Genomic DNA, 26,785 nt, shown 5'->3' with positions numbered 1-26,785 from the left:
ACACCCGTTGCGAGTGACCTCTGTCACCGCCTTCATGCACCCGAGTGACGGGCCTCTCGCCCGGCGGGCCCCGGAACACCCGCCCGCGCGGGCCCCGCGGCACGAAACGCGGTCGGGGCGCTGAGTCCGGCGGGGCGGGGTACCCGTGGCCCGAACACGACACGGAGGGAGCGGACATGCCACGCGGTTCCAGCCCCAAGCGGGAGCGTCAGTACGAGCACATCAAGGAGAGCGCGAAGGACCGGGGCGAGAGCGCCGGCCGCGCCAAGGAGATCGCCGCGCGGACCGTGAACAAGGAACGCGCCCGCTCCGGCGAGTCCAAGACCGCCAGCCGCACCTCGACCCAGGACATGTCGTCCGGGGAGCGGGGCGGCCGGCGGTCCGGAAAGGGCTCCCAGGGGCCCACCTACGACCAGCTGTACGAGGAGGCCAAGCGCCGCAACGTGGACGGCCGCTCCAGCATGAACAAGAGCCAGCTGCAGCGGGCCCTCGGCAAGTGAGCCGCGGGCCGGGGCGACGGACGCACCCGGCGCCCCGGCCGGGTGCGGCCTCCCCGGTGGTGTCCGACCGACACCCTCTAGGCTGACGCCCACCATGACGACGGTTCACCTCCCGCCCCACTGGCCGACGACCGAGGACGAGGCGCGGGCGGTCCAGGACCGGCTGCGCGCGCGGGTGGTGCGCGACGAGCCGGGCCCGCCGCCCGGCACCGGCCGGGTCACCGGGGTCGACGTGGCCTACGACGACGCCCGCGACATGGTCGCCGCGGCGGCCGTCGTCCTGGACGCCGGCACCCTCGACGTCGTGGCCGAGGCCACGGCCGTCGGCCGGATCTCCTTCCCGTACGTCCCGGGCCTGCTGGCCTTCCGTGAGATCCCCGCGGTCCTCGCCGCCCTCGACGCCCTGCCGTGCCCGCCCGGCCTCGTCGTCTGCGACGGCTACGGGCTCGCCCACCCCCGCCGCTTCGGCCTCGCCAGCCACCTCGGCGTGCTGACCGGATTGCCCACCATCGGCGTCGCGAAGAACCCGTTCACCTTCACCCACAGCGTCCCGGGCACCGCACGGGGCAGCTCGGCCCCGCTGCTCGACGGCGCCGAGGAGGTCGGCCGGGCCCTGCGCACGCGGGACGGCGTCAAACCGGTCTATGTCTCGGTCGGCCACCGCGTGGACCTCGGCAACGCCTGCGCCCACATCCTCGCGCTGACCCCCGCCCACCGCCTCCCGGAGACCACCCGCCGGGCCGACGCACTGTGCCGGCGGGCGCTGGCCGGAGCACGCGAGTCCTCCGGGGCGTAGCGCTCCGGCCGGCGACGACCCGGGTGCGCGGCGGCCCGGCGGGAGGATCTAGGGTCGCGGTGCTACCGGGGAGGGGACGACGCATGGTGCGTGGGGGAATGCGGGCGGCTGTGGCATGCGCCGCCGCGGTGCTGGTGCTGGCGGGCTGCGGTGAACGGCCGGACCGTTCCACGGGTTCGCAGACGGGCTCGGACAAGCCGTACGCGAGCGCCGGGCAGGTGCCGGAGAGGCTCGGCGGCGACGGCACCACCATCCAGGTCGGCGACCCCCGCGCGCCGACGGTCGTCCGCGTCTACGAGGATCCGCGGTGTCCGGGCTGCCGGGAGTTCGAGGTGGCCGGCGGGGGGCCCGCCCTGAGCGAGGCGGTCCTGGAACGCCGGGTGCGGGCCGAGTACGTCTTCGCTTCCTTCCTGGACGACAGCCACGGCGGCGACGGCTCGAAGAAGGCGGTCAACGCGCTGCGGGCCGCGCTCGACGAGAGCCGCTTCGTGGAGTACCACGCGGTGCTCTACGCCGAGCAGCCCGAGGAGGGCGCCGAGGAGTACACCGACGCCCGCCTGCTGGAACTGGCGGAGAAGGTTCCGGGCCTGCGCGGTCCCACGTTCGACGCCGCGGTCACGTCCATGAAGCACCGCTCCTTCGTCACCGCGTCGGAACGGGCCTACGAACGGGCCGGGGGAGCGCACGAGCCCAACGGCCCGGGCACCCCGACGGCGTTCATCGACGACAAGCGGGTCTCCCTGCGCGGTGTCCTGTACGACGAAGAGGTCTTCGGTGAACTGCTGCGGCAGATCGGCAGGGACCCGGCGGGCTGGCAGGACAGCGTGCTCTGATCCTTCCGCGCGGGGGCGGGGCGGGCCGGAGCCGCCCGCCCCGGCCCGTTCAGCGCGTGGCGGCGACGCGGAAGCGGATGCCCGCCGCGTCCAGGCGCTCGATCAGCGCGTCGCCCATGGCCACCGCCGTCGTGACCTGCCCCGAGACGGGCGGCAGGTCGTCGAGGGCCAGACAGAGCGCGCCCTCGGCGAGCATCTTCGCCGTCTCGTCGTAGCCCGGGTCGCCGCCCGAGACCTCGGTGTAGACCCGCTGTCCGCCGCCCTCACCCACGAAGCGGACGGTGAACCAGCTGCGGGCCCGCTTCTGCGCGCTCGGCCCGTCGCCCGGCTTCAGCCGGCCGGACAGCAGCCGCCGCACCGGGCCCACCTGGGCCGCCGCGGCCAGCGCGCCGACCGCCGCGGCCCCGCCCAGCGCGACGGGCAGGTGCCGCACCGCCGCGTAGTGCCGGTAGCGGAAGTCGGGCCCGTACACGTCGAGGGCCTTGGCCGACCGGCGGACGATCTGCGCGTCGATGGTGGGCAGCGGCAGCGCCCACGCGTCCACCTCGGGGGCGTAGCGGGGCCCGCCGGCGGGGGCGGACACCCGGCGGTCCACCAGCCGCGGTTCGTGGCGCCGCCGGTCCCGTGCCGCCGCGCGCAGTTGCCGGTGCCGTGCCATCTGGTTGAGGGCCGAGGCGAAGGTGCCGCCGGAGAAGGCCGCGTCGGCCCGTACGTAGCCGTCCACGGTCAGCGGCACCCCGCGGGGCAGGCGGCGCACGGTGTAGTAGGCCCCCAGGTCGTGCGGCACGGAGTCGAAGCCGCACGCGTGCACGAGCCGCGCCCCGGTCTCCCTCGCGCGGGTGTCGTACCGCACGTACATGAGGTCCACGAACTCCGGCTCACCGGTCAGATCGAGGTAGTCCGTGCCCAGGTCGGCGCAGGCGGCGACGAGTTCCTCGCCGTAGTGCACGTAGGGACCGACCGTGGTCGCCACCACGCGGGCCTGCTCGGCGAGGGCGCGCAGGGTCGCCGGCTCCGACACGTCCGCCCGCAGCACGCCGATCCCGGCGGCGCCCGGCAGCGTGTCCCGCAGGCGTTCCAGCTTCTGTGTGCTGCGGCCGGCGACGGCCCAGCGCAGCCCTTCGGGGGCGTGGGCGGCGAGGTACTCCGCGGTGAGCCGCCCGACGAAGCCGGTGGCTCCGAAGAGCACGATGTCGTACGGACGGTCGGTCCTGTCCAGCCTGCTCATGACACCCCTTGGTCGTGCAGCCGCGCCGCTGTCGGTGGCCGAGGCTAGCGTGTGAGACGCGGAGCCCGACGACGAGCCCGGAGGAAGCCGATGGCCGTGCCCAGGAACGACCTGAAGAAGTGGGAAAAAGTGCGCGCGTACGCCCTCGGCCTGCCGGAGGCCACCGAGGAGCACCCCTGGGGGGAGAGCGTCGCCAAGGTCAACAAGAAGGTGTTCGTCTTCCTCGGGATGAACGACGGCAGCTATCCCTTCGGGGTGACGGTGAAGCTGACGGACGAGACGGCGCACGCCCACGCCCTGACCTGCCCCGGCGCCGAGCCCGCCGGGTATGGCCTGGGCCGGTCCGGCTGGGTCCGGGTGCCGTTGGAGCCGCAGGGCGCCCCGTCCGCGGAGGTGCTCTGCGACTGGGTGGAGGAGAGCTACCGCACGGTCGCGCCGAAGCGCCTGGCGGCGCGGCTGGACGACGCCTGAGCGGCACGCGGGCACACCCCCCGGCGTAGAGTGTCTAAGCGCTTGCTCGCCCACCCTTGTGCGGGGTGGAACGTGTTCTTACCATCACGGGTGTTACATCGGTCGTGTCACGGACTGCTGGGGGCTCGATGACGGAGGCGACGACGCCGGGGCACGGCCCGCTCAGCGGCGTGCGCGTGGTCGAGCTGGCCGGCATCGGCCCCGGACCCTTCGCCGCCATGCTCCTCGCCGACCTGGGCGCCGACGTGGTCCGCGTGGACCGCCCCGGCGGCCCCGCGCTCGGCATCGATCCGGAGCACGACGTCACCAACCGCAACAAGCGCTCCGTGATCGTCGACCTGAAGGCTCCCGACGGCCCCGGCCGCGTCCTCGACCTGGCCGCCCGCGCCGACGTCCTCATCGAGGGCTACCGCCCCGGAGTCGCCGAGCGCCTCGGCGTCGGACCCGCCGACTGCCACGCCCGCAATCCGCGGCTGGTCTACGGCCGGATGACCGGCTGGGGCCAGCACGGCCCCCTCGCCGACCGCGCGGGCCACGACATCGCCTACATCGCCCTCACCGGCACCCTCGGCATGATCGGCGACCCCGACCGTCCCCCGCCCGCCCCGGCCAACCTGCTCGGCGACTACGCGGGCGGCTCCCTCTACCTGGCCCTCGGCGTCCTCGCCGCCCTGCACCACGCGCGGGCCACCGGCACCGGCCAGGTCGTCGACGCCGCCATCGTGGACGGCACCGCCCACCTGTCCTCGATGATCCACGGCATGCTGGCCGCCGGCGCCTGGCAGGACCGGCGCGGCGCCAACCTCCTCGACGGCGGCTGCCCGTACTACGGCACCTACGAGACGGCCGACGGCCGGTACATGGCCGTGGGCGCGCTGGAACCGCAGTTCTACGCCGAGTTCCTGCGCCTGCTCGGCCTGGCGGAGCAGCCCGGGGCCCGCACCGACGTCAGCCGCTGGCCGGCGCTCAGGACACAGGTCGCCGACCGCTTCCGGACCCGAACCCGCGAGGAGTGGACGGCCGTCTTCGAGGGCTCGGACGCCTGCGTCGCCCCCGTCCTCTCGCTCGCCGAGGCACCGGACCACCCGCACCTGGCCGCCCGCGGCACCTTCACCGACCACGGCGGCCGGACCCAGCCCGCACCCGCACCGCGGTTCTCCGCCACCCCGACCACCGTCCGCACCGGGCCCGCCCGGCCGGGCGCCGACACCGACGGCGTGGCCCGCGACTGGGACGTGCCCCGACTGCTGACCCCGCCCTCGAACCCTCAGTGAAAGGCCTCCTCGTGAGCACCGAAGCGTACGTCTACGACGCGATCCGCACCCCGCGCGGCCGCGGCAAGGCAAGCGGCGCCCTGCACGGCACCAAGCCCATCGACCTGGTCGTCGGGCTCATCCACGAGATCCGCGACCGCTTCCCCGGTCTGGACCCCGCCGGGATCGACGACATCGTCCTCGGCGTCGTCGGCCCGGTCGGCGACCAGGGCTCGGACATCGCCCGGATCGCCGCCATCGCCGCCGGCCTGCCCGACACGGTCGCGGGCGTGCAGGAGAACCGCTTCTGCGCCTCCGGCCTGGAGGCCGTCAACCTGGCCGCCGCCAAGGTGCGCTCCGGCTGGGAGGACCTGGTCCTCGCGGGCGGCGTCGAATCGATGTCCCGGGTGCCCATGGCCTCCGACGGCGGCGCCTGGTTCAACGACCCGATGACCAACCTCGCCGTCAACTTCGTCCCCCAGGGCATCGGCGCCGACCTGATCGCCACCATCGAGGGCTTCTCCCGGCGCGACGTCGACGAGTACGCGGCCCTCTCCCAGGAGCGCGCGGCCGCCGCCTGGAAGGAGAACCGCTTCGAGCGGTCCGTCGTCCCCGTGAAGGACCGTGCCGGCCTCGTCGTCCTCGACCACGACGAACACCTGCGCCCCGGCACCACCGCCGACTCCCTCGCCAAGCTGAAGCCGTCCTTCGCGGACATCGGCGAACTCGGCGGCTTCGACGCGGTGGCGCTGCAGAAGTACCACTGGGTGGAGCGGATCGACCACGTCCACCACGCGGGCAACTCCTCCGGCATCGTCGACGGCGCCGCCCTCGTCGCCATCGGCTCCAAGGAGGCCGGGGAGCGGGCCGGGCTCACCCCGCGCGCGCGGATCGTCTCCGCCGCCGTGTCCGGCTCCGAGCCCACCATCATGCTCACCGGGCCCGCGCCCGCCACCCGCAAGGCGCTCGCCAAGGCCGGGCTGACCATCGACGACATCGACCTCGTCGAGATCAACGAGGCGTTCGCCGCGGTCGTGCTGCGCTTCGTCAAGGACATGGGCCTGTCCCTGGACAAGGTCAACGTCAACGGCGGCGCCATCGCACTGGGTCACCCGCTCGGCGCCACCGGCGCGATGATCCTCGGCACCCTCATCGACGAACTGGAGCGCCAGGACAAGCGCTACGGCCTGGCCACCCTGTGCGTCGGCGGCGGCATGGGCATCGCCACCGTCGTCGAACGCCTCTGAGCCCAGCGACCGCACGCGACTTCCTACGCAGACCCGGAGACCCCCTCATGACCCAGAGCACCACCATCCGCTGGGAACAGGACCGCAGCGGTGTCGTCACCCTCGTCCTCGACGACCCCGGCCAGTCCGCGAACACCATGAACCAGGCGTTCCGCGACTCCCTCGCCGTGATCACCGACCGGCTGGAGGCCGAGAAGGACTCCATCCGCGGCATCATCTTCACCTCCGCCAAGAAGACCTTCTTCGCCGGCGGCGACCTGCGCGACCTGATCCGGGTCACCCCCGAGACGGCGCAGGAGATGTTCGACGGCTCCATGGCCATCAAGCGCCAACTGCGCCGCATCGAGACCCTCGGCAAGCCCGTCGTGGCGGCGATCAACGGGGCGGCCCTCGGCGGCGGTTACGAGCTCGCCCTGGCCTGCCACCACCGCATCGCCCTCGACACCCCCGGCTCCAAGATCGGCTGCCCCGAGGTCACCCTCGGCCTGCTCCCCGGAGGCGGCGGCATCGTCCGCACCGTGCGCCTGCTGGGCATCGCCGACGCCCTGCTCAAGGTGCTGCTCCAGGGCACCCAGTACAGCCCCCGGCGCGCCCTGGAGAACGGCCTGGTCGACGACGTCGCCGAGACCCCCGAGGAACTCCTCGCCAAGGCCCGGGCCTTCATCGACGCCCACCCCGAATCCGCCCAGCCCTGGGACCGGCCCGGCCACCGCATCCCCGGCGGCACCCCGTCGAACCCGAAGTTCGCCGCCAACCTGCCCGCGTTCCCCGCCACTCTGCGCAAGCAGACCAACGGCGCCCCCTACCCGGCCCCGCACAACATCCTCGCCGCGGCCGTCGAGAGCGCCCAGGTCGACTTCGAGACCGCCCAGGTCATCGAGACCCGCTACCTCGTCGAACTGGCCGCCGGACAGATCTCGAAGAACATGATCCAGGCGTTCTTCTTCGACCTGCAGGCCGTCAACTCCGGTGCCAACCGCCCCCGCGGCATCGAGCCCCGCCAGGTGCGGCGGGTCGCCGTCCTCGGCGCCGGCATGATGGGCGCCGGCATCGCCTACTCCTGCGCCCGCGCGGGCATCGACGTGGTACTCAAGGACGTCTCCCCGGAGGCGGCCGTCAAGGGCAAGGGCTACTCGGAGCAGCTGTGCGAGAAGGCCGTCGCCAAGGGCCGCACCACCCGGGAGAAGGCGGACGCGCTGCTCGCCCGCATCACCCCCACCGCCGAGGCGGCCGACCTGGCCGGCTGTGACGCGGTCATCGAGGCGGTCTTCGAGGACACCGGGCTCAAGCACAAGGTGTTCCAGGAGATCCAGGACGTCGTCGCCCCCGACGCCCTGCTCTGCTCCAACACCTCCACCCTGCCCATCACCGCCCTCGCCGAAGGAGTCGAGCGCCAGGACGACTTCATCGGCCTGCACTTCTTCTCGCCGGTCGACAAGATGCCACTGGTCGAGATCATCAAGGGCGAGCGCACCGGTGAGGAGGCGCTGGCCCGCGCCTTCGACCTGGTCCGCCAGATCCGCAAGACGCCGATCGTGGTCAACGACTCCCGCGGCTTCTTCACCTCCCGCGTCATCGGCCACTTCATCAACGAGGGCGTCGCCATGGTCGGCGAGGGCGTCGAACCCGCCTCCGTCGAGCAGGCCGCCGCGCAGGCCGGCTACCCCGCCAAGGTGCTGTCCCTGGTGGACGAGCTGACCCTCACCCTGCCGCGCAGGATCCGGCAGGAGTCCCGGCGGGCCGTCGAGGAGGCGGGCGGCACCTGGACCCCGCACCCCGCCGAGGCCGTCATCGACCGCATGGTCGACGAGTTCGCCCGCACCGGGCGCAGCGGCGGCGCCGGCTTCTACGAGTACGGGGAGGACGGCCGGCGCGGAGCCCTGTGGCCGGGCCTGCGCGAGCACTTCACCCGCCCCGGACACGAGATCCCGTTCCGCGACATGCAGGAACGCATGCTCTTCGCCGAGGCGCTGGACACCGTGCGGCTCCTGGAGGAGGGCGTGCTGACCTCCGTCGCGGACGCCAACATCGGTTCCATACTGGGCATCGGCTTCCCGGGCTGGACCGGCGGCGTGCTGCAGTACATCAACGGCTACGAGGGGGGCCTGCCCGGCTTCGTGGCCCGTGCCCGTGAACTCGCCGACCGCTACGGGGAGCGCTTCACGCCGCCCGCGCTGCTGGTGGAGAAGGCCGAGCGGGGCGAGGTGTTCACCGACGCCCGCTGAGCCACGGATCACGGCCCCGCCCCGGTGTCCGCCGGAGCGGGGCCGTACGGGCGGGCGGCCGGCGCCGCCGCCCGCGCGGGTGTCACTGCTCGTCGAGCCACTCCCGCAGTTCCTCGCGCAGGGACCGCTGGAAGGAGGTGAGCAGGGCCTGCACCACGAGCGGATGCATGTGCGCGGACAGGGACCGCACGTCCCGCGCGTCCCGCTCCGCCACCGCGTCGCGCAGCAACTGGGACAACGCGCGGGCGGCGGCGCGGGAGTGCTCCACCAGCACGGCGCGGGCCGCCCGGACCGTCTCCTGCGCCAGCGGCACGTCCAGCAGCTCGACCCCCAGCCGCAGCAGCCCGGTGTCCACCCGGAAGGCGTCGCCGTCCGGTTCGGCCACGCCGACCGCCGCGAGCCGGCGCAGGTCCTCCTCGGACAGCTCGCGCCCCGCCCGGCGTTCGAGCTCCGCGCGGGGGACCGTCTCCACCGTGTCCGGCGCCCAGGAGGCCACCACCGCCCGCTGCAGGGCCAGCTCCCGCACGGTCAGGTCCGCGGGCAGCCGGCTCAGATACCGCTCGATGGCCGCCAGGGTCATGCCCTGGCGCTGCAGCTCCTCGATGAGCGCCAGCCGCGCCAGGTGCTCCCCGCCGTACCGGCCGACCCGCCGGGGCCCGAGCGCGGGCGGCGGCAGCAGGCCCCGGGTGCCGTAGAAGCGGACCGTGCGCACGGTGACGCCCGCCCGCGCCGCCAGTTCGCCGACCGTCAGCGCCGGTTCCTCCCCGTCCTGGCCCGGAGCCGCTCCGGTACGCCTGTGGGACCCCTCGGTGTCGGTCGTCATGGGCAGCAGTATCGCCGCCCCACGCGTCCCCGGGCACCTCACCCGCACCACGGCCGGGTGACGACCGTGCCCGGAGTGAGACCGAAGCGTGCTGTGGAGGAGGTGAATATCGCGTCTGGCGTGGTAGGGGCATGTCGGGAAGGGCATACGCTGCTGCATCGGCTCGATGAAAGGTGCCGCCTGTGACGCAGGACCAAGGCAAGGACAAGGAGACGGCGGGTCCGCTGCCGGGCTCGGAAGCGGGACTGCCGGGCCGGGGGCGACCACAGACCGACCGGGTCGTGTTCGGGGTCACGGCGGTGCTCACCCTCGCGTTCGTCCTCTGGGGAGCCGTCTGGACCGACTCGCTCGAGGACGTCTCCGCCAGCGCGCTCAGCGGGCTGATGCACAACGGCGGCTGGGCCTTCATGCTCGCCGCCTCCGGTTTCGTGGTGTTCGCCCTGTGGCTCGCCGCCAGCCGGTACGGCAAGATCCACCTCGGCGCGGAGGGCGAGGAGCCCGAGTTCCGCACCGTCTCCTGGGTCGCCATGATGTTCAGCGCCGGCATGGGCATCGGCCTGATGTTCTACGGCGTCAGCGAACCGCTGGCGCACTACGTGGACCCCCCGCCGGGCACCGACCCGGCCGACTCCGGGCAGCGCATGGAAGTCGCCATGGCGACCACGCTGTTCCACTGGACGCTCCACCCCTGGGCGATCTACGCCGTGGTCGGTCTCGCCATCGCCTACAGCACCTTCCGCCGGCGCCGCCGGCAGACCATCAGCGCCGTGTTCACGCCGCTGATCGGGGAGAAGGCCTCGAACGGCATCGGCGGCCGGGTCATCGACATGCTCGCCATCATCGCCACGATCTTCGGCTCGGCGGCCTCCCTGGGCCTCGGCGCGCTGCAGATCGGTTCGGGCGTGCAGGAGCTCGGCTGGATGGAGAAGGTCAGCACCGGGCTGCTCGTCAGCATCATCGCCGTGCTGACGCTCGCGTTCGTCGCCTCCGCCGTCTCGGGAGTGGAGAAGGGCATCCAGTGGCTGTCCAACACCAACATGGTGCTGGCCCTGGTCCTCGCCCTGTTCGTGTTCGCGGCCGGACCCACGATCATCGTGCTCGACCTGATCCCGACGTCCGTCTTCTCGTACCTGGGTGAGCTGCCGCAGCTGGCCGGCCGCACCGAGGCGAGCGGCGGCGAGGGCGTGGCGGGCTGGCTGGGCAGCTGGACCGTCTTCTACTGGGCGTGGTGGATCTCCTGGACGCCCTTCGTCGGCATGTTCATCGCCCGCATCAGCCGGGGCCGTACGATCCGGCAGTTCGTCGGCGGCGTGATCCTGGTGCCGAGCACGGTCAGTCTGATCTGGTTCGCCGTCTTCGGCGGTTCGGCGATGAAGCTCCAGGAGCAGGGCCGCCTCGGCGAGGAGGCCACTCCCGAGGGTCAGCTGTTCGCCGTCCTCAACGAGTTCCCCATCGCCACGGCCGCCAGCCTGCTGGTGATGATCCTCGTCGGCATCTTCTTCGTGTCGGGCGCGGACGCCGCCTCGGTGGTCATGGGCACCCTCTCGCAGAAGGGCTCCCTCGAACCGAGCCGCCTGGTCGTCGTGTTCTGGGGTGTGGTCACCGGCGCGGTCGCCGCGATCATGCTGCTGGTGGGCAGCGGCCAGGGCGACGCGCTGACCGGCCTGCAGAACCTCACGATCCTCGCGGCGGCACCGTTCGTCATCGTGATGATCTTCATGTGCGTGGCGCTCATGCGGGACCTGCGCCGCGACCCGCTCATCGTGCGCGGCGAGATGGGCTCCGAGGCGGTCGACCTGGCCGTCATCGAGGGCCACCGGAAGTACGACGGGGAGTTCGAACTGCGCATCGGGCCCGGTCGCGGCACCGATGTGGAGGGGGACCCCATCGGCAAGCACTGACCCCCGCACACACCGCTGACTTCAGGGGACGGCACGGATGCCGTCCCCTGAAGCATGTCCGGCGGGGTCAGCGGCCGCCCTTCTTCGGGTCGACCAGACCGGCGCGGCGCAGGGCGTCGGCCATCGCGCTGTTCGCGGGCGGTGCCGCCTGACGGCCGCCGCCACCGCCGCCACCGCCGCCACGGCGGCCCTGGCGCTGCTGCGGCGGACGCCCGCCGCGCTGCCGGCGCTCACCACCGCCCTGCTGCCCCTGGGGAGCCGCCTCGTCGTCGAGGCGCAGCGTGAGCGAGATCCGCTTGCGCGGGATGTCCACGTCGAGGACCTTCACCTTGACGATGTCGCCCGGCTTGACCACGTCCCGCGGGTCCTTGACGAACGTCTTCGACATCGCGGAGACGTGCACCAGGCCGTCCTGGTGGACCCCGACGTCCACGAAGGCGCCGAACGCGGCCACATTGGTCACCACGCCCTCCAGCACCATCCCGGAGGACAGGTCGGAGATCTTCTCCACGCCCTCCTTGAACGCCGCCGTCCGGAACGCCGGACGCGGGTCGCGCCCCGGCTTCTCCAGCTCCTTCAGGATGTCGCCGACGGTCGGCAGACCGAACGTCTCGTCCACGAAGTCCTCGGCGCGCAGCGAGCGCAGCACCCCCGTGTTGCCCACCAGGGAGGACACCTCCTGGCCGGTGGACCGCACCATGCGCCGCACCACCGGGTAGGCCTCGGGGTGCACGCTGGAGGCGTCCAGCGGGTCGTCGCCGCCGCGGATCCGCAGGAAGCCCGCGCACTGCTCGTAGGCCTTGGGGCCCAGCCGCGGCACCTTCTTCAGCTCACCGCGTGAACGGAACGGGCCGTTTCCGTCCCGGTGGGCCACGATGTTCTCGGCGAGCCCGGACGTGATGCCGGAGACCCGGGCGAGCAGCGGGGCCGACGCCGTGTTGACGTCCACCCCCACGCCGTTCACGCAGTCCTCGACGACCGCGTCCAGCGAACGCGACAGCTTCACCTCGGACAGGTCGTGCTGGTACTGGCCGACGCCGATCGACTTCGGGTCGATCTTCACCAGCTCGGCCAGCGGGTCCTGGAGCCGCCGCGCGATCGACACCGCGCCGCGCAACGACACGTCCATGTCCGGCAGTTCCTGCGAGGCGAAGGCGGAGGCGGAGTACACCGACGCCCCGGCCTCCGACACCATCACCTTCGTCAGCTTCAACTCGGGGTGCCTGCTGATGAGTTCGCCGGCCAGCTTGTCCGTCTCGCGGGAGGCGGTGCCGTTGCCGATCGCGATCAGCTCGACCGCGTGCTCCTTCGACAGCCGCGCCAGCCTGGCGATCGCCTCGTCCCACCGGTTCGCCGGGACGTGCGGGTGGATCACATCGGTGGCGACGACCTTGCCGGTCGCGTCGACCACGGCGACCTTCACACCCGTGCGGAATCCCGGGTCCAGGCCGATAGTCGCCCGCGTGCCCGCCGGGGCGGCCAGCAGCAGGTCGCGCAGGTTGGCCGCGAAGACGCGCACCGCCTCGTCCTCGGCGGCCGTGCGCAGCCGGAGCCGGATGTCGATGCCGAGGTGCACCAGGATGCGGGTGCGCCAGGCCCAGCGGACCGTGTCCAGCAGCCACTTGTCGCCCGGGCGCCCCCGGTCGGCGATGCCGAACCGGTGCGCCACGACGCCCTCGTAGGAGGACGGACCGTCCGTGGGCTCCTCGGGCTCCAGGACGAGGTCGAGGACCTCCTCCTTCTCGCCGCGCAGCATCGCCAGGATCCGGTGCGAGGGCAGGTCGGTGAACGGCTCGGCGAAGTCGAAGTAGTCGGCGAACTTGGCGCCCGCCTCCTCCTTGCCCTCCCGCACCCTGGCGGCCAGCCGCCCGCGCACCCACATGCGTTCGCGCAGCTCGCCGATCAGGTCGGCGTCCTCCGAGAACCGCTCGGTGAGGATCGCCCGCGCCCCGTCCAGGGCGGCCTGCGGGTCCGCGACGCCCTTGTCGGCGTCGACGAACGCGGCGGCCGCGGCGAGCGGTTCGACGCCCGGGTCGCCGAGCAGCCCCTCCGCCAGCGGCTCCAGGCCGGCCTCCCGGGCGATCTGGGCCTTGGTACGCCGCTTGGGCTTGTACGGCAGATAGACGTCCTCCAGGCGCGCCTTGGTCTCGGCGCCCCGGATGCGGGCCTGAAGCTCCTCGGTCAGCTTGCCCTGCTCGCGCACCGACTCCAGGATCGCCGTGCGCCGGTCCTCCAGTTCCCTCAGATAGCGCAGCCGCTCCTCGACGGCGCGCAGCTGCGCGTCGTCGAGCATCTCGGTGGCCTCCTTGCGGTAGCGGGCGATGAAGGGCACCGTCGAACCGCCGTCGAGCAGCTCCACCGCTGCTCTGACCTGCCGCTCCCGTACGCCGAGCTCCTCGGCGATCCTGCCTTCGATGGACCCTGTGGGGGGTGTCGTCACGATCCCGTACCGCCTTATCCGTTCCGGCTTGCGCGGCAATTCTGACAGGCCGCACGGACAGGCGGGGGAGCAGGGAGCCCCGAGTCCCCGGGCGGCGCGGAGCGGCGTGTCCGCCCCACGCCCGGGGACCCCGGCTCAGGCTCGCCGCGTGCTGCTCGACGCGCCGCCGAAGAGACGGGCGAGAGCGCGGAACGGCAGCGTCACGACGGTGGCGATGGCGCCGCCGATCTGGCGCAGTACGTCTGCGATGGCTCGGAACACTGGATTCCCCTTTCGTGCTCCCGACGGGCGTGCCGGGAGGCGTGCGGGTACCCTCAGCCCTTGCCGACCATGCCTGCCGGGAACGCGCCGGCCGCCAGGGCCCGGCCGGTCAGGCCCGAGGCCAGTTCGGTGAGGCGTTCCACGCCCTCGGCGCCGAGGTGTTCGTAGGGCGCCCGGTCCAGCCGGTCGGTCTCGGCCTCCAGTTCGCGGCGCAGCGCCACTCCCGCGTCGGTCAGCTCCCCCGCGCCGTCCAGCAGGCCGCGCGCCCGCAGCCGCCGGGCCGCGGCGTCCCAGTCGTCGCGCTGCCAGCCGCGGGTGCCGAGCGCCCACTGCGGCGCCATGCCCTTACCGGTCGCGGTGTGGCTGACCAGGGCCTCCATCGGGTCCAGCTCCGCCGTGAGGAGAGCGGCGAGGTGACCGTCGCCGCGGTGCTCGCGCAGCAGGGTCGCCGCGTGCCAGAGCGCCAGGTGCGGTTCCTCGGGCACCGGCAGCTGGGCGTGCGCCGCGTACAGCGGCCGCGCGACGGGCGTGCACGCCTCCGCGGCACGCAGCGCCAGTTCCGCCGCCTCGGCCACCTCCCCGGCGGCCGTCACCTCCTCGCCCAGCAGCCGCCGCAGCGTCGCGTCGACCGCGCGCGTGCGCGCCGCGAGGACGACGGCCGGGGCGGCGGTCTCCCAGACGGCGGGTACGTGCCGGGCGACCAGCTCGGGTCGGAAGTTGAAGAAGGTGGCGGTGACCACCGCCGCCGACACCGGGCCCATGGCCGCGGCGCGCACCGCGAAGTAGGCGGCCCGGGAGTCCTCGACCCCGACGGCGGCCAGCTCCCGCTCCAGGTCGGGGGAGAAGTAGTGCGTCGAGTGCAGGGCGTTGAGCAGGTTGTGGCAGCGCCGTCCGGCGCGCTCCGGCAGGGGCGAGGTCGTCATGCCCGAACGTTACCGACTGGTCGGTACGGCCGTCCCGTCCGGTCCGGCGGATGGCAGGAAAGGTGGGGTACTCGTCATTGCGGCCATCCCGGGTCCCGCGAAGAATCGACCGCATGCGAACCGTCCTGGTCGTCCTGTTCGACGACGTGCAGAGCCTCGACGTCACCGGCCCGGTGGAGGTCTTCGCCGGTGCCGAGCGGCAGCGCCCCGGCAGCTACCGCCTGCTCACCGCTTCCCCGGACGGCGCACCGGTCCGCACCTCCAGCGGTCTCACCCTCGCGGCGGACCACGCCCTCGACGACGCCCCCGCCCCGCACACCCTGCTGGTGCCCGGCGGGCCCGGCACCCGGCACCGCCCCGACCCGGCCCTGCTCGACTGGCTGCGCCGGCACGGACCGCGCGCCGAGCGCCTCGTCTCCGTGTGCTCCGGCGCCCTGCTGCTGGCGGACGCCGGCCTGCTGGAGGGCCGCCGGGCCACCACCCACTGGTCCCTGTGCGACAGACTCGCCCGCGATCACCCCGGCGTCGAGGTGGACCCCGATCCCATCTTCGTCCGCGACGGACACCTCGCGACCTCCGCCGGCGTCACCGCGGGCATCGACCTCGCCCTCGCGCTCGTCGAGGAGGACCTGGACCGCGACACGGCGCTCACCATCGCCCGCCACCTGGTGGTGTTCCTGCGCCGCCCGGGCAACCAGGCCCAGTTCAGCGCCCAGCTGGCCGCCCAGACCGCCCGGCGGGAGCCGCTGCGGGAGGTCCAGCGGTGGATCACCGAGCATCCGGGCGACGACCTCTCCGTCGAGTCCCTGGCGGCCCGCGCCCGTCTGTCGCCCCGCCACTTCGCCCGCGCCTTCCGGGAGGAGACGGGCTCGACACCGGGCCGCTACGTCGACCGGGTACGCCTCGAACACGCCCGGCGCCTGCTGGAGGACACCGCGGACGGTGTCGAGGAGGTCTCGCGCGCCAGCGGCTACGGCACGCCCGAGGCGATGCGGCGCGCCTTCCTCAAGGCGCTCGGCACGGCCCCGGCCGAGTACCGCCGCCGCTTCCGCCCTGCCGGGGCCCGCTGACCGCGACGCCCGGGCACCGCCCGCCACGGACACCCGCCCCCGCACGACAACGGGCCCCGCCCCGCCACGGACACCCGCCCCCGCACGACAACGGGCGCCGCCCCGCCACGAACCCCCCGCCCGTTCCACCCACCCGGCACCGCCCCCTCGGGCACCGCCCTTCCCGAAAGGTCCCGCATGCAGATCGCCATCGTCCTCTTCGACCGCTTCACGGCCCTCGACGCCGTCGGCCCCTACGAGATCCTCAGCCGGGCCCCCGGCGCCGAGACGGTGTTCGTCGCCGAGCGGACCGGGCCCGTGCGCGACGAGTCCGGCCGGCTCGCCCTGACCGCCGACCGCACCCTGGACGAGGTGCCCCGCCCGGACATCGTCGTCACACCGGGCGGGCCCGGCCAGAGCGCCCGCATGACCGACGCGACCCTGCTGGACTGGCTGCGCACCGCCGACGCCACCAGCACCTGGACCACGTCCGTGTGCTCCGGCTCCCTGCTGCTGGCGGCGGCCGGCCTGCTGCGGGGCCGCCGCGCCACGTCCCACTGGCTGGCCCTGGACCAGCTCACGCGGTTCGGTGCCGAGTCGACGGGGGAGCGCGTCGTCACCGACGGGAAGTACGTCACCGCCGCCGGGGTCTCCTCCGGCATCGACATGGGGCTCACACTGCTCGGCCGGATCGCGGGCGACGACCACGCCCGTGCCGTGCAGCTGATGGTCGAGTACGACCCGCAGCCGCCCTACGACGCGGGATCCCCCGCGAAGGCGCCCGCACACCTCGTCGAGCCGCTGCGCGCCCGGAGCCGCTTCCTGCTCACCTAGGACGCGTCGGCCGTCGTCCAGGTGAACCGCGGCGGGCGGCGTTCCAGGAATGCGGCGACGCCCTCCGGGGTGTCCGTGCTCCCGTCCGCCTGCGCCGCCCAGTGGGCGTCCCGGTCGGTGCGGCCGTCCGCGAACTCCTTCGCGGCCGCCTGCGTCAGCTGCGAACGGGACGCCAGCACCCGGGCGAACTCCGCCACGCGCGCGTCCAGTTCGCCGTCCGGCAGCACCTCGTCGGCCAGCCCGGTGCGCAGCGCCCGCCCGGCGTCGATCAGCTCGCCCGAGAACAGCAGGTACTTCGCGGTCGCCGGACCCACCAGCGACACCAGCCGCCGGGTGGAGGACGCCGGGTAGACGATGCCCAGCTTCGCCGGGGTCACCCCGAAGGCGGCCCCCTCCTCGGCGAACCGCAGGTCGCAGGCCGCCGCCAGCTGGCAGCCGCCGCCCACGCAGTGGCCGCGCACCGCGGCCAGGGTCGGCTTGGGGAAGGCGGCCAGGGCCTCCTCGGCATCCACGGCGAGCCGCTGCGCCTCGCGCGTCGACCCCTGCAGCGAGGAGATGTCCGCCCCCGCGCAGAAGGTGCCCCCCGCGCCGGTGAGCACCAGGACCCGTACCGCGGGGTCGTCGGCCAGGGAGCCGAGCAGCGGCGGCAGGGCCGCCCACATCGCCGCCGTCATGGCGTTGCGCTTGGCCGGGTGGCTGATGACGACGGTGGCGACCGAGTCGGTGACGCCGTGCAGTAGCTGGGGCTCCATGCGCGGGATGCTAACCGGCCCAGGCCGGCGTTTCGCACGGCACCCCTGGTGAGCGGCCCGGCCGACCGGAGTATGCGCGGGTTACGACCCTCGGGCGAAGGGGACCAGGAGGGAAGAGGGGGCCAAGGAGGCAATCATGGTCAAGTCCACCACGCCGCACGACGAGGCGGCCAAGCTCAGCCGGGGCTTCGGCTGGCTCGCGGTCCTCGGCGTGATCCTGGTCGTCGCGGGCCTGGTCGGGCTCGTGTACACCGGCGTCGCCACGCTCACCTCGATGCTGCTGTTCGGCTGGCTGCTGCTGGTGGGCGGCGTGATCGGCCTGCTGCACGCCGTCCAGGCCCGGCACTCCAACTTCTTCTGGCTCGGCGTGGTCGTCGCCGCGCTGAACATCGCCGCCGGGGCGGTGATCCTGAAGACCCCCGAGGCCGCGGCCGAGGCGCTGACCATGTTCGCCGCGCTGCTCTTCCTCACCGGCGGGGTGTTCCGGCTGGTGGGCAGCCTGGTGGTGCGCGGTCCGCAGTTCGGCTGGACCCTCGTCCAGGGCGCCTTCGGCCTGCTGCTGGGCATCCTGGTGCTGGCCTCCTGGCCGAGCAGCAGCCAGTACGTCATCGGCACGTTCTTCTCCCTCGCCCTGCTCTTCGACGGGCTCGGGCTGATCGCCACCGGGTACGGCGGACGCCGCATCGTCGGCATGGTCTCCGACCGGCTCGGCGACGCCGAGGACGGGCCCGCGGGCCCCGGCGGAGCCGCGGCGGGGGAGCGCCCGTCCGGACCGGAGGCGTCCCCCACCAAACCCGTACAACCCGAATAGTTTGGCAAGACGGCACAAGGCAGGCAGGAACGGTCACTTCATCGATCGGTTCGTGCGGACACGGTCAGAAGCGCTCGATATGCGCTGACTTCTGTTCAGGACTTCGGTGCGGAGTGCCGCGTTACCAACACTCGACGTGTGGTGACAATCGAGCGCGAGGGTGGCGACCGGGCGATGGACGACCAAGGGCGCGGGTCTGGCCCACGCCCGCAGGGCGCGGAGGGTCCCGCCGACACCGGGACCGTCGATCCGCTGCCGTACGAGGGGGTGTGGCGGTTCACCGCACCCGCCGTCGACGCCTCCGTCCCGCAGGCGCGCCGCGCCGTCCGGGACCTGCTGCTGCGCCAGGGCGTCCCGGTCGCCGACGACGTGGCGTACGGCCTGCTGCTGATCGTCTCGGAGCTGGTCACCAACGCGGTACGGCACGCGGCCCTGCTGTCCCCGATGCTCGCCGTCGAGGTCGCCGTCGGCGCCGAATGGGTGCGGGTGGCCGTCGAGGACAACCACCCCTACCGCCCGACCGCCCTGGAGACGGACCACGCCCGCACCGGTGGCCGGGGCCTGCTGCTCGTGCGCGAGATCACCCGCGAGGCGGGCGGCGTCTGCGACGTCGAGCACACCGCGAACGGCGGCAAGGTGATCTGGGCCGCCCTGCCGCTCAGGACCGCCCGGGCCTGACCGGGCCGCCGGGTCCCCGCACGGCCGACGGGCCGGCCGGGACCACCCCCGGCCGGCCCGTCCGCGCCGGTCGGCGACGCGTGCGGGCGGGCCCCGTCACCAGCCCGCCGACGACCCCGTCAGCTCGCGCACCGCCGGGCGCGCCGCGTCCAGCACCGTCATGAACCACGCCGAGAACGTGTCCCGGCCGTGCCGCTCCGTCAGCTCCTCGGGAGTGACGAACGCCGTCGACGCCACCTCCTCCGGGTCGGTGCGCAGCGACGACTGCACCATGCCGACGAAGAGGTGGTTGAACTCCTGCTCCACCAGGCCCGACGCGGGGTCGGGGTGGTTGTAGCGGACCGTGCCCGCCTCCGCGAGCAGCGTCGGGGACACCCCCAGCTCCTCGAACGTCCGCCGGGCCGCCGCCGCGAACGGCGCCTCACCCGGGTACGGGTGGCCGCAGCAGCTGTTGGACCACACACCCGGGGAGTGGTACTTGCCCAGCGCCCGCTGCTGCAGCAGCAGCCGGCCGCGCTCGTCGAACAGGAACACCGAGAACGCCCGGTGCAGCCGGCCCGGCGGCTGATGGGCGGAGAGCTTCTCCGCGGTGCCGATCGTCTCGCCGTTCTCGTCGACCAGCTCCAGCAGAATCGCCTCATTGGTGCCGTCCGACGGGCTGTGCGTCGCGGTGGCAGGTGTGATCGGCATACCCATCCTTCACTCGGTCTTCGCGCCCCAAGTCTGCCGTACCGAACCGGTGCCCCGGCACTTCACGCGCACCCCGCATGTCCCGGCCGGTACCCGGTCGGGCCGGAAGAGGAGGCCCCGGGGGTGATCGTGCCCGCACCGGCACGCGGGGAACCGCCGGGGGCGGGGGGTGCGCAGGAGCACACCCGCGCCGGGCGGCGTCCCGCGCGCCCCGCCCGGCTCAGTGTCCGCGTGCCCCGTCCGGCTCCGTGTCCGCGTGCCCCCGGCTCAGTGGCAGAGCCGCGCCTCGTGCTCCGCGTGGCCGCGCGGCTCCAGCTGGAAGGTGCAGTGCTCCACGTCGAAGTGATCGCCGAGGCAGCTCTGCAGCTCGTGCAGCATCTTCTCGTGCCCGAGCGCGTTCAGGACCTCGGGCCTGACGACCACGTGGGCCGAGAGGACCGGCATGCCGGACGTGATGGTCCAGGCGTGCAGGTCGTGGACGTCCTCGACGCCGTCCGTGGCCAGGATGTGTGCCCGCACCTCCGCCATGTCCACGTCCTTGGGGGCGGCCTCCAGCAGCACGTCCAGCGTCTCCCGCAGCAGCCTCACCGTGCGGGGCACGATCATCAGTGCGATCACCAGGGAGGCGATCGGGTCGGCGGCCGTCCAGCCCGTGGTGAGGATCACCACGGCGGCCAGGATCACCGCGACCGAGCCGAGCGCGTCCGCCGCCACCTCCAGGAAGGCGCCCCGCACGTTCAGGCTCTCCTTCTGCCCGCGCATCAGCAGCATCAGCGACACCAGATTGGCGGCCAGGCCGATCGCGCCGAACACCAGGGCCACACCGCCCTTGGTGTCCGCCGGGGTGACGAACCGTTCCACCGCCTCGTAGAGGACGTAGCCGCCGACGACGAGCAGCAGCAGACAGTTGGCCAGGGCGGCGAGTATCTCCGCACGGGCCAGGCCGAAGGTGCGGCGCTCGCTCGGCGGGCGGTTCGCGAAGTGGATCGCGAGCAGCGCCACACCGAGGCCCACCGCGTCCGTCGCCATGTGGGCCGCGTCCGCGACCAGGGCGAGCGAGTCGGCGAGCAGACCGCCGACGATCTGGACGACCATGACCCCGAGCGTGATCGCCAGCGCGGCCCGCAGTCTGCCGCGGTACGCGGCGCTCGCGGTACCGCCGGCCGACGCGCCGTGCGCGTGCCCGTGATCGTGCCCAGCCCCCATGAAAACCGTCCTTCCGTGGCCCGTCCGGACCACAGTCAACTACGGGGAGGGGGTATCTGCAACGCGGCACTGAACACCGTTGTCATGTGCCGTGACCTGCGCAAACGTTCCGCAGGTCACGGGCGGGCCGGTGCCCGTCGGGCGGCCCCCCGGCAGGCCCGGTACGGGGGGCGCCCCGGCCGGTCAGCGGCCGTGGTGCAGCTGCCAGCCCTGCCAGGCCGACTCCACCATCTCGCGCACCCCGCGCCGGGCCGTCCAGCCCAGGCGCTCCGCCGCCAGCGCCGCCGACGCCACCGCGCGCGGGGCGTCACCCGGGCGGCGCGGCTCGACCAGCGGAGCCCTCCGGTCACCGGTGACCTCGCCGATGACCGTGATCAGCTCACGCACTGAGACGCCTTCGCCCCGGCCCACGTTCACCGTCAGGTCGCCCACCGCCCCGCCCTCGGACAGCTGCCGGGCCGCCGCCAGATGCGCCTCGGCCAGGTCGGCCACGTGAATGTAGTCACGCACGCAGGTGCCGTCCGGCGTCGGATAGTCGTCACCGAAGATGCGGGGGGCCTCGCCCCGGGTGAGCCGGTCGAAGACCATCGGCACGATGTTGAAGACACCGGTGTCGGCCAGTTCCGGCGCCGCCGCCCCGGCCACGTTGAAGTAGCGCAGGCACGCCGTCGCCATGCCGTGCGCCCGGCCCGCCGCGCGCACCAGCCACTCGCCGGCCAGCTTCGTCTCCCCGTAGGGGTTCACCGGGGCACAGGGCGCGTCCTCCGTGATGAGGTCCACACCCGGGTCGCCGTAGACCGCGGCCGACGAGGAGAACACGAAGCGGCCCACACCCGCGTCCGCGACCGCCTCCAGCAGCGTGGCCAGACCGCCCACGTTCTCCCGGTAGTACCGGGTGGGCCGCGCCACCGACTCGGCGACCTGCTTGCGCGCGGCGAGGTGCACCACCCCGGTCACCGCGTGCTCCGCCAGTACCTTCCGGACCAGGGCGCCGTCCAGGGCGGACCCCTCGACCAGCGGGATCCCGGCCGGCAGCCGGGCCGGCACCCCGGCCGAGAGGTCGTCCAGCGCGACGACGTCCTCCCCGGCGTCGGCCATGGCCCGCGCCACGTGTGCCCCGATGTAGCCGGCTCCGCCGGTGATCAGCCATGTCATGGTCGACCACCCTATGACGACCCGGGGGACCGGACGGTGCGGCCGGGGTGTCCCCTATCGACCTCAATGCCCGTTCTGCGGGCGCGGTTTGTGGGCCGGGGGCCGCATCCCCGATGATGATCGCGGCAGGGACGCCGCCCCAACCAGGTGGATCCGACCGCCGAACGGTCGGTGAACGCGGGCTTCCGGGGATCGGATAGCCTCTGCCGACATGCCGCCCGGAGGCCCCGTGACGGGCGCCCACCATGCACATGACCGGCGTGGACGCGTCGGCCCCCTCAGGGAGTGAGTTCGGTTGTCGACCGCCATCCTCACCGGTCAGCCGGTCCCCGGTTCGTCACTCGAGGGCGAGCTGCGCTCCCTCGGGTTCGACGTGCGGATCGCGTCCGGCCCCGCCGAGGCGGAGACCCTGCTGGCGGAGGTGCCCGCCGACCGGCGGGTCGCCGTGGTCGACGCCCGGTTCGTCGGACACGAGCACGCCCTGCGCCTGGGCCTGACCGACCCCCGCTTCCCGCTCGCCGCGATCCCCGGGGCCGTCACCGCCCGGCCCGCCGGACGGCAGGCCCTCACCCGGGCCCTGGCCCGCGAGAACTCCGCCTGTGACGCCCCCGCCGGGGCCGACGGCGAAGCCCCGGCCGCCGGGGCCACCGCCGTCGCCGTCGGTCTCGCCGACCGCCTCGCCACCGCCCTCGCCGCCGACGGCGCCGACCTCCACAGGCCCGACCTCGGCAGCCTGGTCGCCACCGTCCCCGACGGCCCGCAGGCCCGCAACGAGGCCCGGCAGGCGGTGGCAGCCGTCGACGACGAGGCGATCCGCCTGAAGTCCGCCGTCAAGGCGCGCGACGGCTTCTTCACCACCTTCTGCATCAGCCCGTACTCCCGCTACATCGCCCGCTGGTGCGCCCGGCGCGGCCTGACCCCCAACCAGGTCACCACCGCCTCCCTGCTCACCGCGCTCATAGCGGCCGGCTGCGCCGCCACCGGAACCCGCGCCGGCTTCGTCGCCGCCGGCGTCCTGCTCCTCGCCTCCTTCGTGCTGGACTGCACCGACGGCCAGCTCGCCCGCTACTCCCTGCAGTACTCCACCCTCGGTGCCTGGCTCGACGCGACCTTCGACCGGGCCAAGGAGTACGCCTACTACGCGGGCCTCGCCCTCGGCGCCGCCCGCGGCGGCGACGACGTCTGGGCGCTCGCCCTCGGCGCGATGGTCCTGCAGACCTGCCGGCACGTCGTGGACTTCTCCTTCAACGAGGCCAACCACGACGCCACCGCCAACACCAGCCCCACCGCCGCCCTCTCCGGCCGGCTCGACAGCGTCGGCTGGACGGTCTGGCTGCGCCGCATGATCGTCCTCCCGATCGGCGAGCGCTGGGCGATGATCGCCCTCCTGACGGCCGTCACCACCCCCCGCATCACCTTCTACGCCCTGCTCGTCGGCTGCTCCTTCGCCGCGCTCTACACCACGGCCGGCCGCGTCCTGCGCTCCCTCACCCGCAAGGCCCGCAGGACCGACCGGGCCGCCCGCGCCCTCGCCGACCTCGCCGACTCCGGACCGCTCGCGGACGCCCTCGCCGGCCGGCTCCGCAAGCTGCCCGCCCGGGGCCCGCTGGGCTCGCGCGCCCTCGTCGCGCTCCCCGGCGCCGCGCTGGTGGTGGCCGCCGCCGCCCTCGCCCCGTACGGCAGCGTGCTGCCGGCCGCCGCGGCCGTGGCGTACGTCCTCACCTCCGCCGCGGCCGTCGCCCTGCCCCTCAAGGGCGCCCTCGACTGGCTCGTCCCGCCCTTCTTCCGGGCCGCCGAATACGGCACCGTCCTCGCCCTCGCGGCCCACGCGGACGCGAAGGGGGCCCTTCCCGCGGCCTACGGACTGGTGGCCGCGGTCGCCTACCATCACTACGACACGGTCTACCGCATCCGCGGCAACGCGGGCGCGCCCCCGCACTGGCTGGTGCGGGCGATCGGGGGGCAGGAAGGCCGTGTACTGGCGGTCGCCGTCCTCGCGGCGCTGCTCACCGCCTCTCAGTTCACGGTCGCGCTCACGGTGCTCGCCGTGGCCGTGGCCCTGCTGGTGCTCGCCGAGAGCATCCGCTTCTGGGTGACCGCCCACCAGGGCGGCGCACCCGCCGTACACGATGAAGGAGAACCCGCATGATCGGCCTCGTGCTGGCGGCCGGCGCCGGACGGCGTCTGCGCCCCTACACCGACAGCCTTCCCAAGGCGCTGGTGCCGGTGGGGCCCGCGGGTATAGAGGGCGAACCAACGGTGCTCGACCTCACCCTCGCCAACTTCGCCGAGGTCGGCCTCACCGAAGCGGCCGTGATCGTCGGCTACCGCAAGGAGGCCGTCTACGAGCGCCGCGCGGCCCTGGAGGCCAAGTACGGCCTGAAGATCACCCTCATCGACAACGACAAGGCCGAGGAGTGGAACAACGCCTACTCCCTGTGGTGCGGCCGTGACGCCCTCAGGGACGGCGTGATCCTCGCCAACGGCGACACCGTGCACCCCGTCTCCGTCGAAAAGACCCTGCTCGCCGCCCGCGGCGAGGGCAGGCGGATCATCCTCGCGCTGGATGACGTCAAGCCGCTGGCCGACGAGGAGATGAAGGTCGTCGTCGACCCCGTCAAGGGCATGACGAAGATCACCAAGCTGATGGACCCCGCCGAGGCCACCGGCGAGTACATCGGCGTCACCCTTATCGAGGGCGACGCCGCCCCGCAGCTCGTGGACGCCCTGCGGACGGTCTGGGAGGCCGACCCGCAGCAGTTCTACGAGCACGGCTACCAGGAACTCGTCAACCGCGGCTTCCGCATCGACGTGGCCCCGATCGGCGACGTCAAGTGGGTGGAGATCGACAACCACGACGATCTCGCCCGTGGACGGGAGATCGCGTGCCTGTACTGACCCGGCTCATCCCCTCGCCCCTAGTCGTCGACATCCGCCCCGGCGCCCTCGACGACCTGGGCTGCGTGCTCGCCGACGAACGCATCTCGCAGTCCGGCCGCCTCGCCGTCGCCGTCAGCAACGGCTCCGGCGCCCGGCTGCGCGACCGGATCGCCCCCTCGCTGCCCGGCGCCTCCTGGTACGAGGTCGGGGGCGGCACCCTCGACGACGCGGTCCGGCTGGCCGGCGCCATAAAGGCCGGCCACTACGACGCCGTCGTCGGGCTCGGCGGCGGCAAGATCATCGACTGCGCCAAGTTCGCGGCGGCCCGCGTCGGCCTGCCGCTGGTCGCCGTGCCGACGAACCTCGCGCACGACGGCCTGTGCTCACCCGTCGCCACCCTCGACAACGACGCGGGCCGCGGCTCCTACGGGGTGCCCAACCCGATCGCCGTCGTCATCGACCTCGACGTCATCCGCCAGGCCCCGGTGCGCTTCGTGCGCGCGGGCATCGGGGACGCCGTCTCCAACGTCTCCGCCATCGCCGACTGGGAACTGGCGTGCCGGGTCAAGGGCGAGCGGATCGACGGACTCGCCGCGGCCATGGCCCGCCAGGCCGGCGAGTCCGTGCTGCGCCACCCGGGCGGCATAGGGGACAACGACTTCCTCCAGGTGCTCGCCGAGGCGCTGGTCCTCAGCGGCATCGCCATGTCGGTGTCGGGCGACTCACGGCCGTCCTCCGGGGCGTGCCACGAGATCAACCACGCCTTCGACCTGCTCTTCCCCAAGCGCGCCGCCGCCCACGGCGAGCAGTGCGGCCTGGGCGCCGCCTTCGCGATGTGGCTGCGCGGGGCGCACGAGCAGTCGGTGCACATGGCCGGGGTGCTGCGCCGGCACGGGCTGCCGGTGCTGCCCGAGGAGATCGGCTTCACGGCGGAGGAGTTCGTCCGGGCCGTCGAGTTCGCCCCGGAGACCCGGCCCGGCCGCTACACGATCCTCGAGCATCTCGACCTGAAGACCGACCAGATCAAGGACATCTACACCGACTATGTCAAGGCCATCGGTAGCTGAACTCCGTCCGGTCGTGCACCCCCCCGGGGTCAAGGACCGGCGCAGCGGTGAGCACTGGATGGGACGCCTCTACATGCGCGAGGTGTCCCTGCGGGTGGACCGCTACCTGGTGAACACCAGGGTCACGCCCAACCAGCTCACGTACCTGATGACCGTCTTCGGTGTCCTCGCGGCCCCGGCCCTGCTGGTGCCGGGGATCGCGGGGGCCGTCCTCGGCGTCGTCATGGTCCAGCTGTACCTGCTGCTGGACTGCGTCGACGGCGAGGTCGCCCGCTGGAAGAAGCAGTACTCGCTCGGCGGCGTCTACCTGGACCGGGTCGGCGCCTACCTGTGCGACGCGGCCGTCCTGGTCGGGCTCGGCCTGCGCGCCGCCGACCTGTGGGGTCCCGGGCGCATCGACTGGCTGTGGGCCTTCCTCGGCACCCTGGCCGCCCTCGGCGCGATCCTGGTCAAGGCCGAGACCGACCTGGTCGGCGTCGCCCGCCACCAGGCCGGGCTGCCGCCGGTCAAGGAGTCCGCCGCCGAGCCCCGCTCCTCCGGCATGGCCCTGGCCCGCCGGGCCGCCGCCGCCCTGAAGTTCCACCGGCTGATCCTCGGCATCGAGGCGTCCCTGCTGATCCTGGTCCTGGCGATCGCGGACGCGGTCCACGGCGACCTGTTCTTCACCCGCCTCGGCACCGCCGTCCTGGCCGGGATCGCCCTGCTGCAGACCCTTTTGCACCTGGTGTCCGTGCTGGCCTCCAGCAGGCTGCGGTGAGTGCC

25 protein-coding genes are annotated in these 26,785 nt (G+C 73.5%); 16 read left to right on the top strand and 9 right to left on the bottom strand.

All coding sequences use genetic code 11. From position 1 onward, the window contains the following. Positions 1 to 176 precede the first annotated feature (176 nt). The 3 genes from ACIRPP_RS25265 to ACIRPP_RS25255 all read left to right on the top strand — a co-directional run bounded on the left by ACIRPP_RS25265 (position 177) and on the right by ACIRPP_RS25255 (position 2,129). A complete protein-coding gene (locus ACIRPP_RS25265; RefSeq protein ID WP_403646942.1) occupies positions 177 to 500 on the top strand; it encodes a plasmid stabilization protein in 324 nt (107 codons plus the stop codon). Between the two features lie 94 nt (positions 501 to 594). Then, positions 595 to 1,296 carry an endonuclease V gene (locus tag ACIRPP_RS25260; protein ID WP_403646939.1) on the top strand — a complete coding sequence of 234 codons (702 nt, stop codon included), beginning with the start codon at positions 595 to 597 and terminating at the stop codon, positions 1,294 to 1,296. Between the two features lie 110 nt (positions 1,297 to 1,406). Next, positions 1,407 to 2,129 (top strand): DsbA family protein, encoded by a 723-nt coding sequence (locus ACIRPP_RS25255; protein WP_403646936.1) that lies wholly within the window; start codon positions 1,407 to 1,409, stop codon positions 2,127 to 2,129. A 49-nt stretch (positions 2,130 to 2,178) separates the two neighbouring features. On the opposite strand, the gene ACIRPP_RS25250 is transcribed toward ACIRPP_RS25255, so the two are convergent. After that, positions 2,179 to 3,357, bottom strand: a complete 1,179-nt coding sequence (locus tag ACIRPP_RS25250) for a saccharopine dehydrogenase family protein (protein ID WP_403646934.1) — start codon at positions 3,355 to 3,357, stop codon at positions 2,179 to 2,181. 90 nt (positions 3,358 to 3,447) lie between these two features. Between ACIRPP_RS25250 and ACIRPP_RS25245 the strand changes: the two genes are divergently transcribed. From ACIRPP_RS25245 to ACIRPP_RS25230, 4 genes are all read left to right on the top strand, one after another. Then, positions 3,448 to 3,828 (top strand): MmcQ/YjbR family DNA-binding protein, encoded by a 381-nt coding sequence (locus ACIRPP_RS25245; RefSeq protein ID WP_403646931.1) that lies wholly within the window; start codon positions 3,448 to 3,450, stop codon positions 3,826 to 3,828. Between the two features lie 128 nt (positions 3,829 to 3,956). After that, complete coding sequence (locus tag ACIRPP_RS25240; protein ID WP_403646929.1) at positions 3,957 to 5,102, top strand: CaiB/BaiF CoA transferase family protein; 1,146 nt, start codon at positions 3,957 to 3,959, stop codon at positions 5,100 to 5,102. 11 nt (positions 5,103 to 5,113) lie between these two features. Then, on the top strand, positions 5,114 to 6,328 hold the full coding sequence (locus tag ACIRPP_RS25235) for an acetyl-CoA C-acetyltransferase (RefSeq protein WP_403646927.1): 1,215 nt from the start codon (positions 5,114 to 5,116) through the stop codon (positions 6,326 to 6,328). A 47-nt stretch (positions 6,329 to 6,375) separates the two neighbouring features. Then, complete coding sequence (locus tag ACIRPP_RS25230; RefSeq protein WP_403646924.1) at positions 6,376 to 8,553, top strand: 3-hydroxyacyl-CoA dehydrogenase NAD-binding domain-containing protein; 2,178 nt, start codon at positions 6,376 to 6,378, stop codon at positions 8,551 to 8,553. 82 nt (positions 8,554 to 8,635) lie between these two features. Here the strand turns inward: ACIRPP_RS25230 and ACIRPP_RS25225 are convergent, their stop codons facing one another. Beyond that, positions 8,636 to 9,376 (bottom strand): MerR family transcriptional regulator, encoded by a 741-nt coding sequence (locus ACIRPP_RS25225; RefSeq protein WP_403646922.1) that lies wholly within the window; start codon positions 9,374 to 9,376, stop codon positions 8,636 to 8,638. A 182-nt stretch (positions 9,377 to 9,558) separates the two neighbouring features. Here ACIRPP_RS25225 and ACIRPP_RS25220 point away from each other — a divergent pair, with 182 nt between their 5' ends. Next, on the top strand, positions 9,559 to 11,277 hold the full coding sequence (locus tag ACIRPP_RS25220) for a BCCT family transporter (protein WP_403646920.1): 1,719 nt from the start codon (positions 9,559 to 9,561) through the stop codon (positions 11,275 to 11,277). A 67-nt stretch (positions 11,278 to 11,344) separates the two neighbouring features. Here ACIRPP_RS25220 and ACIRPP_RS25215 read toward each other — a convergent pair whose 3' ends face one another. The 3 genes from ACIRPP_RS25215 to ACIRPP_RS25205 all read right to left on the bottom strand — a co-directional run bounded on the left by ACIRPP_RS25215 (position 11,345) and on the right by ACIRPP_RS25205 (position 14,901). Continuing rightward, positions 11,345 to 13,717 carry a Tex family protein gene (locus ACIRPP_RS25215; protein WP_403646917.1) on the bottom strand — a complete coding sequence of 791 codons (2,373 nt, stop codon included), beginning with the start codon at positions 13,715 to 13,717 and terminating at the stop codon, positions 11,345 to 11,347. Positions 13,718 to 13,852: 135 nt separating this feature from the next. Continuing rightward, positions 13,853 to 13,978 carry an LPFR motif small protein gene (locus ACIRPP_RS25210; protein WP_267889763.1) on the bottom strand — a complete coding sequence of 42 codons (126 nt, stop codon included), beginning with the start codon at positions 13,976 to 13,978 and terminating at the stop codon, positions 13,853 to 13,855. A 53-nt stretch (positions 13,979 to 14,031) separates the two neighbouring features. Next, entirely contained in the window at positions 14,032 to 14,901 is an 870-nt protein-coding gene (locus ACIRPP_RS25205; RefSeq protein ID WP_403646914.1) for a hypothetical protein, read from the bottom strand. A gap of 113 nt (positions 14,902 to 15,014) precedes the next feature. Between ACIRPP_RS25205 and ACIRPP_RS25200 the strand changes: the two genes are divergently transcribed. Continuing rightward, entirely contained in the window at positions 15,015 to 15,971 is a 957-nt protein-coding gene (locus ACIRPP_RS25200) for a GlxA family transcriptional regulator (protein WP_403646911.1), read from the top strand. A 177-nt stretch (positions 15,972 to 16,148) separates the two neighbouring features. Then, positions 16,149 to 16,784: a DJ-1/PfpI family protein gene (locus ACIRPP_RS25195; protein ID WP_403646909.1), complete on the top strand. Its 636-nt coding sequence runs from the start codon at positions 16,149 to 16,151 to the stop codon at positions 16,782 to 16,784. Here ACIRPP_RS25195 and ACIRPP_RS25190 read toward each other — a convergent pair. After that, a complete protein-coding gene (locus ACIRPP_RS25190; protein WP_403646906.1) occupies positions 16,781 to 17,536 on the bottom strand; it encodes an enoyl-CoA hydratase/isomerase family protein in 756 nt (251 codons plus the stop codon). The genes ACIRPP_RS25195 and ACIRPP_RS25190 overlap by 4 nt on opposite strands. Positions 17,537 to 17,672: 136 nt before the next feature. On the opposite strand from ACIRPP_RS25190, the gene ACIRPP_RS25185 reads away from it, so the two are divergent. Beyond that, a complete protein-coding gene (locus ACIRPP_RS25185; protein WP_403646903.1) occupies positions 17,673 to 18,347 on the top strand; it encodes an HdeD family acid-resistance protein in 675 nt (224 codons plus the stop codon). 174 nt (positions 18,348 to 18,521) lie between these two features. Continuing rightward, the gene (locus tag ACIRPP_RS25180) at positions 18,522 to 19,025 is read left to right on the top strand and encodes an ATP-binding protein (RefSeq protein ID WP_164333785.1); all 504 of its coding nucleotides are present in this window, start codon (positions 18,522 to 18,524) and stop codon (positions 19,023 to 19,025) included. Between the two features lie 96 nt (positions 19,026 to 19,121). On the opposite strand, the gene idi is transcribed toward ACIRPP_RS25180, so the two are convergent. From idi to galE, 3 genes are all read right to left on the bottom strand, one after another. Continuing rightward, positions 19,122 to 19,715: an isopentenyl-diphosphate Delta-isomerase gene (gene idi, locus ACIRPP_RS25175; protein WP_164344572.1), complete on the bottom strand. Its 594-nt coding sequence runs from the start codon at positions 19,713 to 19,715 to the stop codon at positions 19,122 to 19,124. Positions 19,716 to 19,982: 267 nt separating this feature from the next. Further along, positions 19,983 to 20,921 carry a cation diffusion facilitator family transporter gene (locus ACIRPP_RS25170; RefSeq protein WP_403646900.1) on the bottom strand — a complete coding sequence of 313 codons (939 nt, stop codon included), beginning with the start codon at positions 20,919 to 20,921 and terminating at the stop codon, positions 19,983 to 19,985. Between the two features lie 183 nt (positions 20,922 to 21,104). Continuing rightward, positions 21,105 to 22,076: a UDP-glucose 4-epimerase GalE gene (galE, locus tag ACIRPP_RS25165; RefSeq protein WP_403646897.1), complete on the bottom strand. Its 972-nt coding sequence runs from the start codon at positions 22,074 to 22,076 to the stop codon at positions 21,105 to 21,107. Between the two features lie 295 nt (positions 22,077 to 22,371). Between galE and ACIRPP_RS25160 the strand changes: the two genes are divergently transcribed. The 4 genes from ACIRPP_RS25160 to ACIRPP_RS25145 are packed head-to-tail and all read left to right on the top strand — an operon-like array spanning position 22,372 to position 26,780. Continuing rightward, the gene (locus ACIRPP_RS25160; protein ID WP_403646894.1) at positions 22,372 to 24,225 is read left to right on the top strand and encodes a DUF5941 domain-containing protein; all 1,854 of its coding nucleotides are present in this window, start codon (positions 22,372 to 22,374) and stop codon (positions 24,223 to 24,225) included. Then, positions 24,222 to 24,974, top strand: coding sequence for a sugar phosphate nucleotidyltransferase (locus ACIRPP_RS25155; RefSeq protein WP_403646891.1), 753 nt, complete (start codon positions 24,222 to 24,224; stop codon positions 24,972 to 24,974). Before ACIRPP_RS25160 ends, ACIRPP_RS25155 begins: the two co-directional genes overlap by 4 nt. Next, positions 24,962 to 26,023 (top strand): iron-containing alcohol dehydrogenase family protein, encoded by a 1,062-nt coding sequence (locus ACIRPP_RS25150; protein WP_403646888.1) that lies wholly within the window; start codon positions 24,962 to 24,964, stop codon positions 26,021 to 26,023. The genes ACIRPP_RS25155 and ACIRPP_RS25150 overlap by 13 nt, the downstream gene beginning before the upstream one ends. Further along, positions 26,001 to 26,780 (top strand): CDP-alcohol phosphatidyltransferase family protein, encoded by a 780-nt coding sequence (locus tag ACIRPP_RS25145; RefSeq protein ID WP_192229423.1) that lies wholly within the window; start codon positions 26,001 to 26,003, stop codon positions 26,778 to 26,780. Before ACIRPP_RS25150 ends, ACIRPP_RS25145 begins: the two co-directional genes overlap by 23 nt. The last annotated feature ends 5 nt before the right edge of the window (positions 26,781 to 26,785 follow it).

The sequence above is a fragment of the Streptomyces sp. NPDC101219 genome, from assembly GCF_044767675.1.
Classification (GTDB): domain Bacteria; phylum Actinomycetota; class Actinomycetes; order Streptomycetales; family Streptomycetaceae; genus Streptomyces.
This window is presented reverse-complemented; position numbering and strand designations above follow the sequence as displayed.

Bases quoted from the DNA above. Each gene is read 5' to 3' on its own strand.
- ACIRPP_RS25265 (WP_403646942.1), top strand. From the start codon at position 177: ATGCCACGCGGTTCCAGCCCCAAGCGGGAGCGTCAGTACGAGCACATC.
- ACIRPP_RS25260 (WP_403646939.1), top strand. From the start codon at position 595: ATGACGACGGTTCACCTCCCGCCCCACTGGCCGACGACCGAGGACGAG.
- ACIRPP_RS25250 (WP_403646934.1), bottom strand. From the start codon at position 3,357: ATGAGCAGGCTGGACAGGACCGACCGTCCGTACGACATCGTGCTCTTC.
- ACIRPP_RS25245 (WP_403646931.1), top strand. From the start codon at position 3,448: ATGGCCGTGCCCAGGAACGACCTGAAGAAGTGGGAAAAAGTGCGCGCG.
- ACIRPP_RS25240 (WP_403646929.1), top strand. From the start codon at position 3,957: ATGACGGAGGCGACGACGCCGGGGCACGGCCCGCTCAGCGGCGTGCGC.
- ACIRPP_RS25230 (WP_403646924.1), top strand. From the start codon at position 6,376: ATGACCCAGAGCACCACCATCCGCTGGGAACAGGACCGCAGCGGTGTC.
- ACIRPP_RS25225 (WP_403646922.1), bottom strand. From the start codon at position 9,376: ATGACGACCGACACCGAGGGGTCCCACAGGCGTACCGGAGCGGCTCCG.
- ACIRPP_RS25205 (WP_403646914.1), bottom strand. From the start codon at position 14,901: ATGACGACCTCGCCCCTGCCGGAGCGCGCCGGACGGCGCTGCCACAAC.
- ACIRPP_RS25200 (WP_403646911.1), top strand. From the start codon at position 15,015: ATGCGAACCGTCCTGGTCGTCCTGTTCGACGACGTGCAGAGCCTCGAC.
- ACIRPP_RS25195 (WP_403646909.1), top strand. From the start codon at position 16,149: ATGCAGATCGCCATCGTCCTCTTCGACCGCTTCACGGCCCTCGACGCC.
- ACIRPP_RS25190 (WP_403646906.1), bottom strand. From the start codon at position 17,536: ATGGAGCCCCAGCTACTGCACGGCGTCACCGACTCGGTCGCCACCGTC.
- ACIRPP_RS25185 (WP_403646903.1), top strand. From the start codon at position 17,673: ATGGTCAAGTCCACCACGCCGCACGACGAGGCGGCCAAGCTCAGCCGG.
- ACIRPP_RS25180 (WP_164333785.1), top strand. From the start codon at position 18,522: ATGGACGACCAAGGGCGCGGGTCTGGCCCACGCCCGCAGGGCGCGGAG.
- idi (WP_164344572.1), bottom strand. From the start codon at position 19,715: ATGCCGATCACACCTGCCACCGCGACGCACAGCCCGTCGGACGGCACC.
- ACIRPP_RS25170 (WP_403646900.1), bottom strand. From the start codon at position 20,921: ATGGGGGCTGGGCACGATCACGGGCACGCGCACGGCGCGTCGGCCGGC.
- galE (WP_403646897.1), bottom strand. From the start codon at position 22,076: ATGACATGGCTGATCACCGGCGGAGCCGGCTACATCGGGGCACACGTG.
- ACIRPP_RS25155 (WP_403646891.1), top strand. From the start codon at position 24,222: ATGATCGGCCTCGTGCTGGCGGCCGGCGCCGGACGGCGTCTGCGCCCC.
- ACIRPP_RS25145 (WP_192229423.1), top strand. From the start codon at position 26,001: ATGTCAAGGCCATCGGTAGCTGAACTCCGTCCGGTCGTGCACCCCCCC.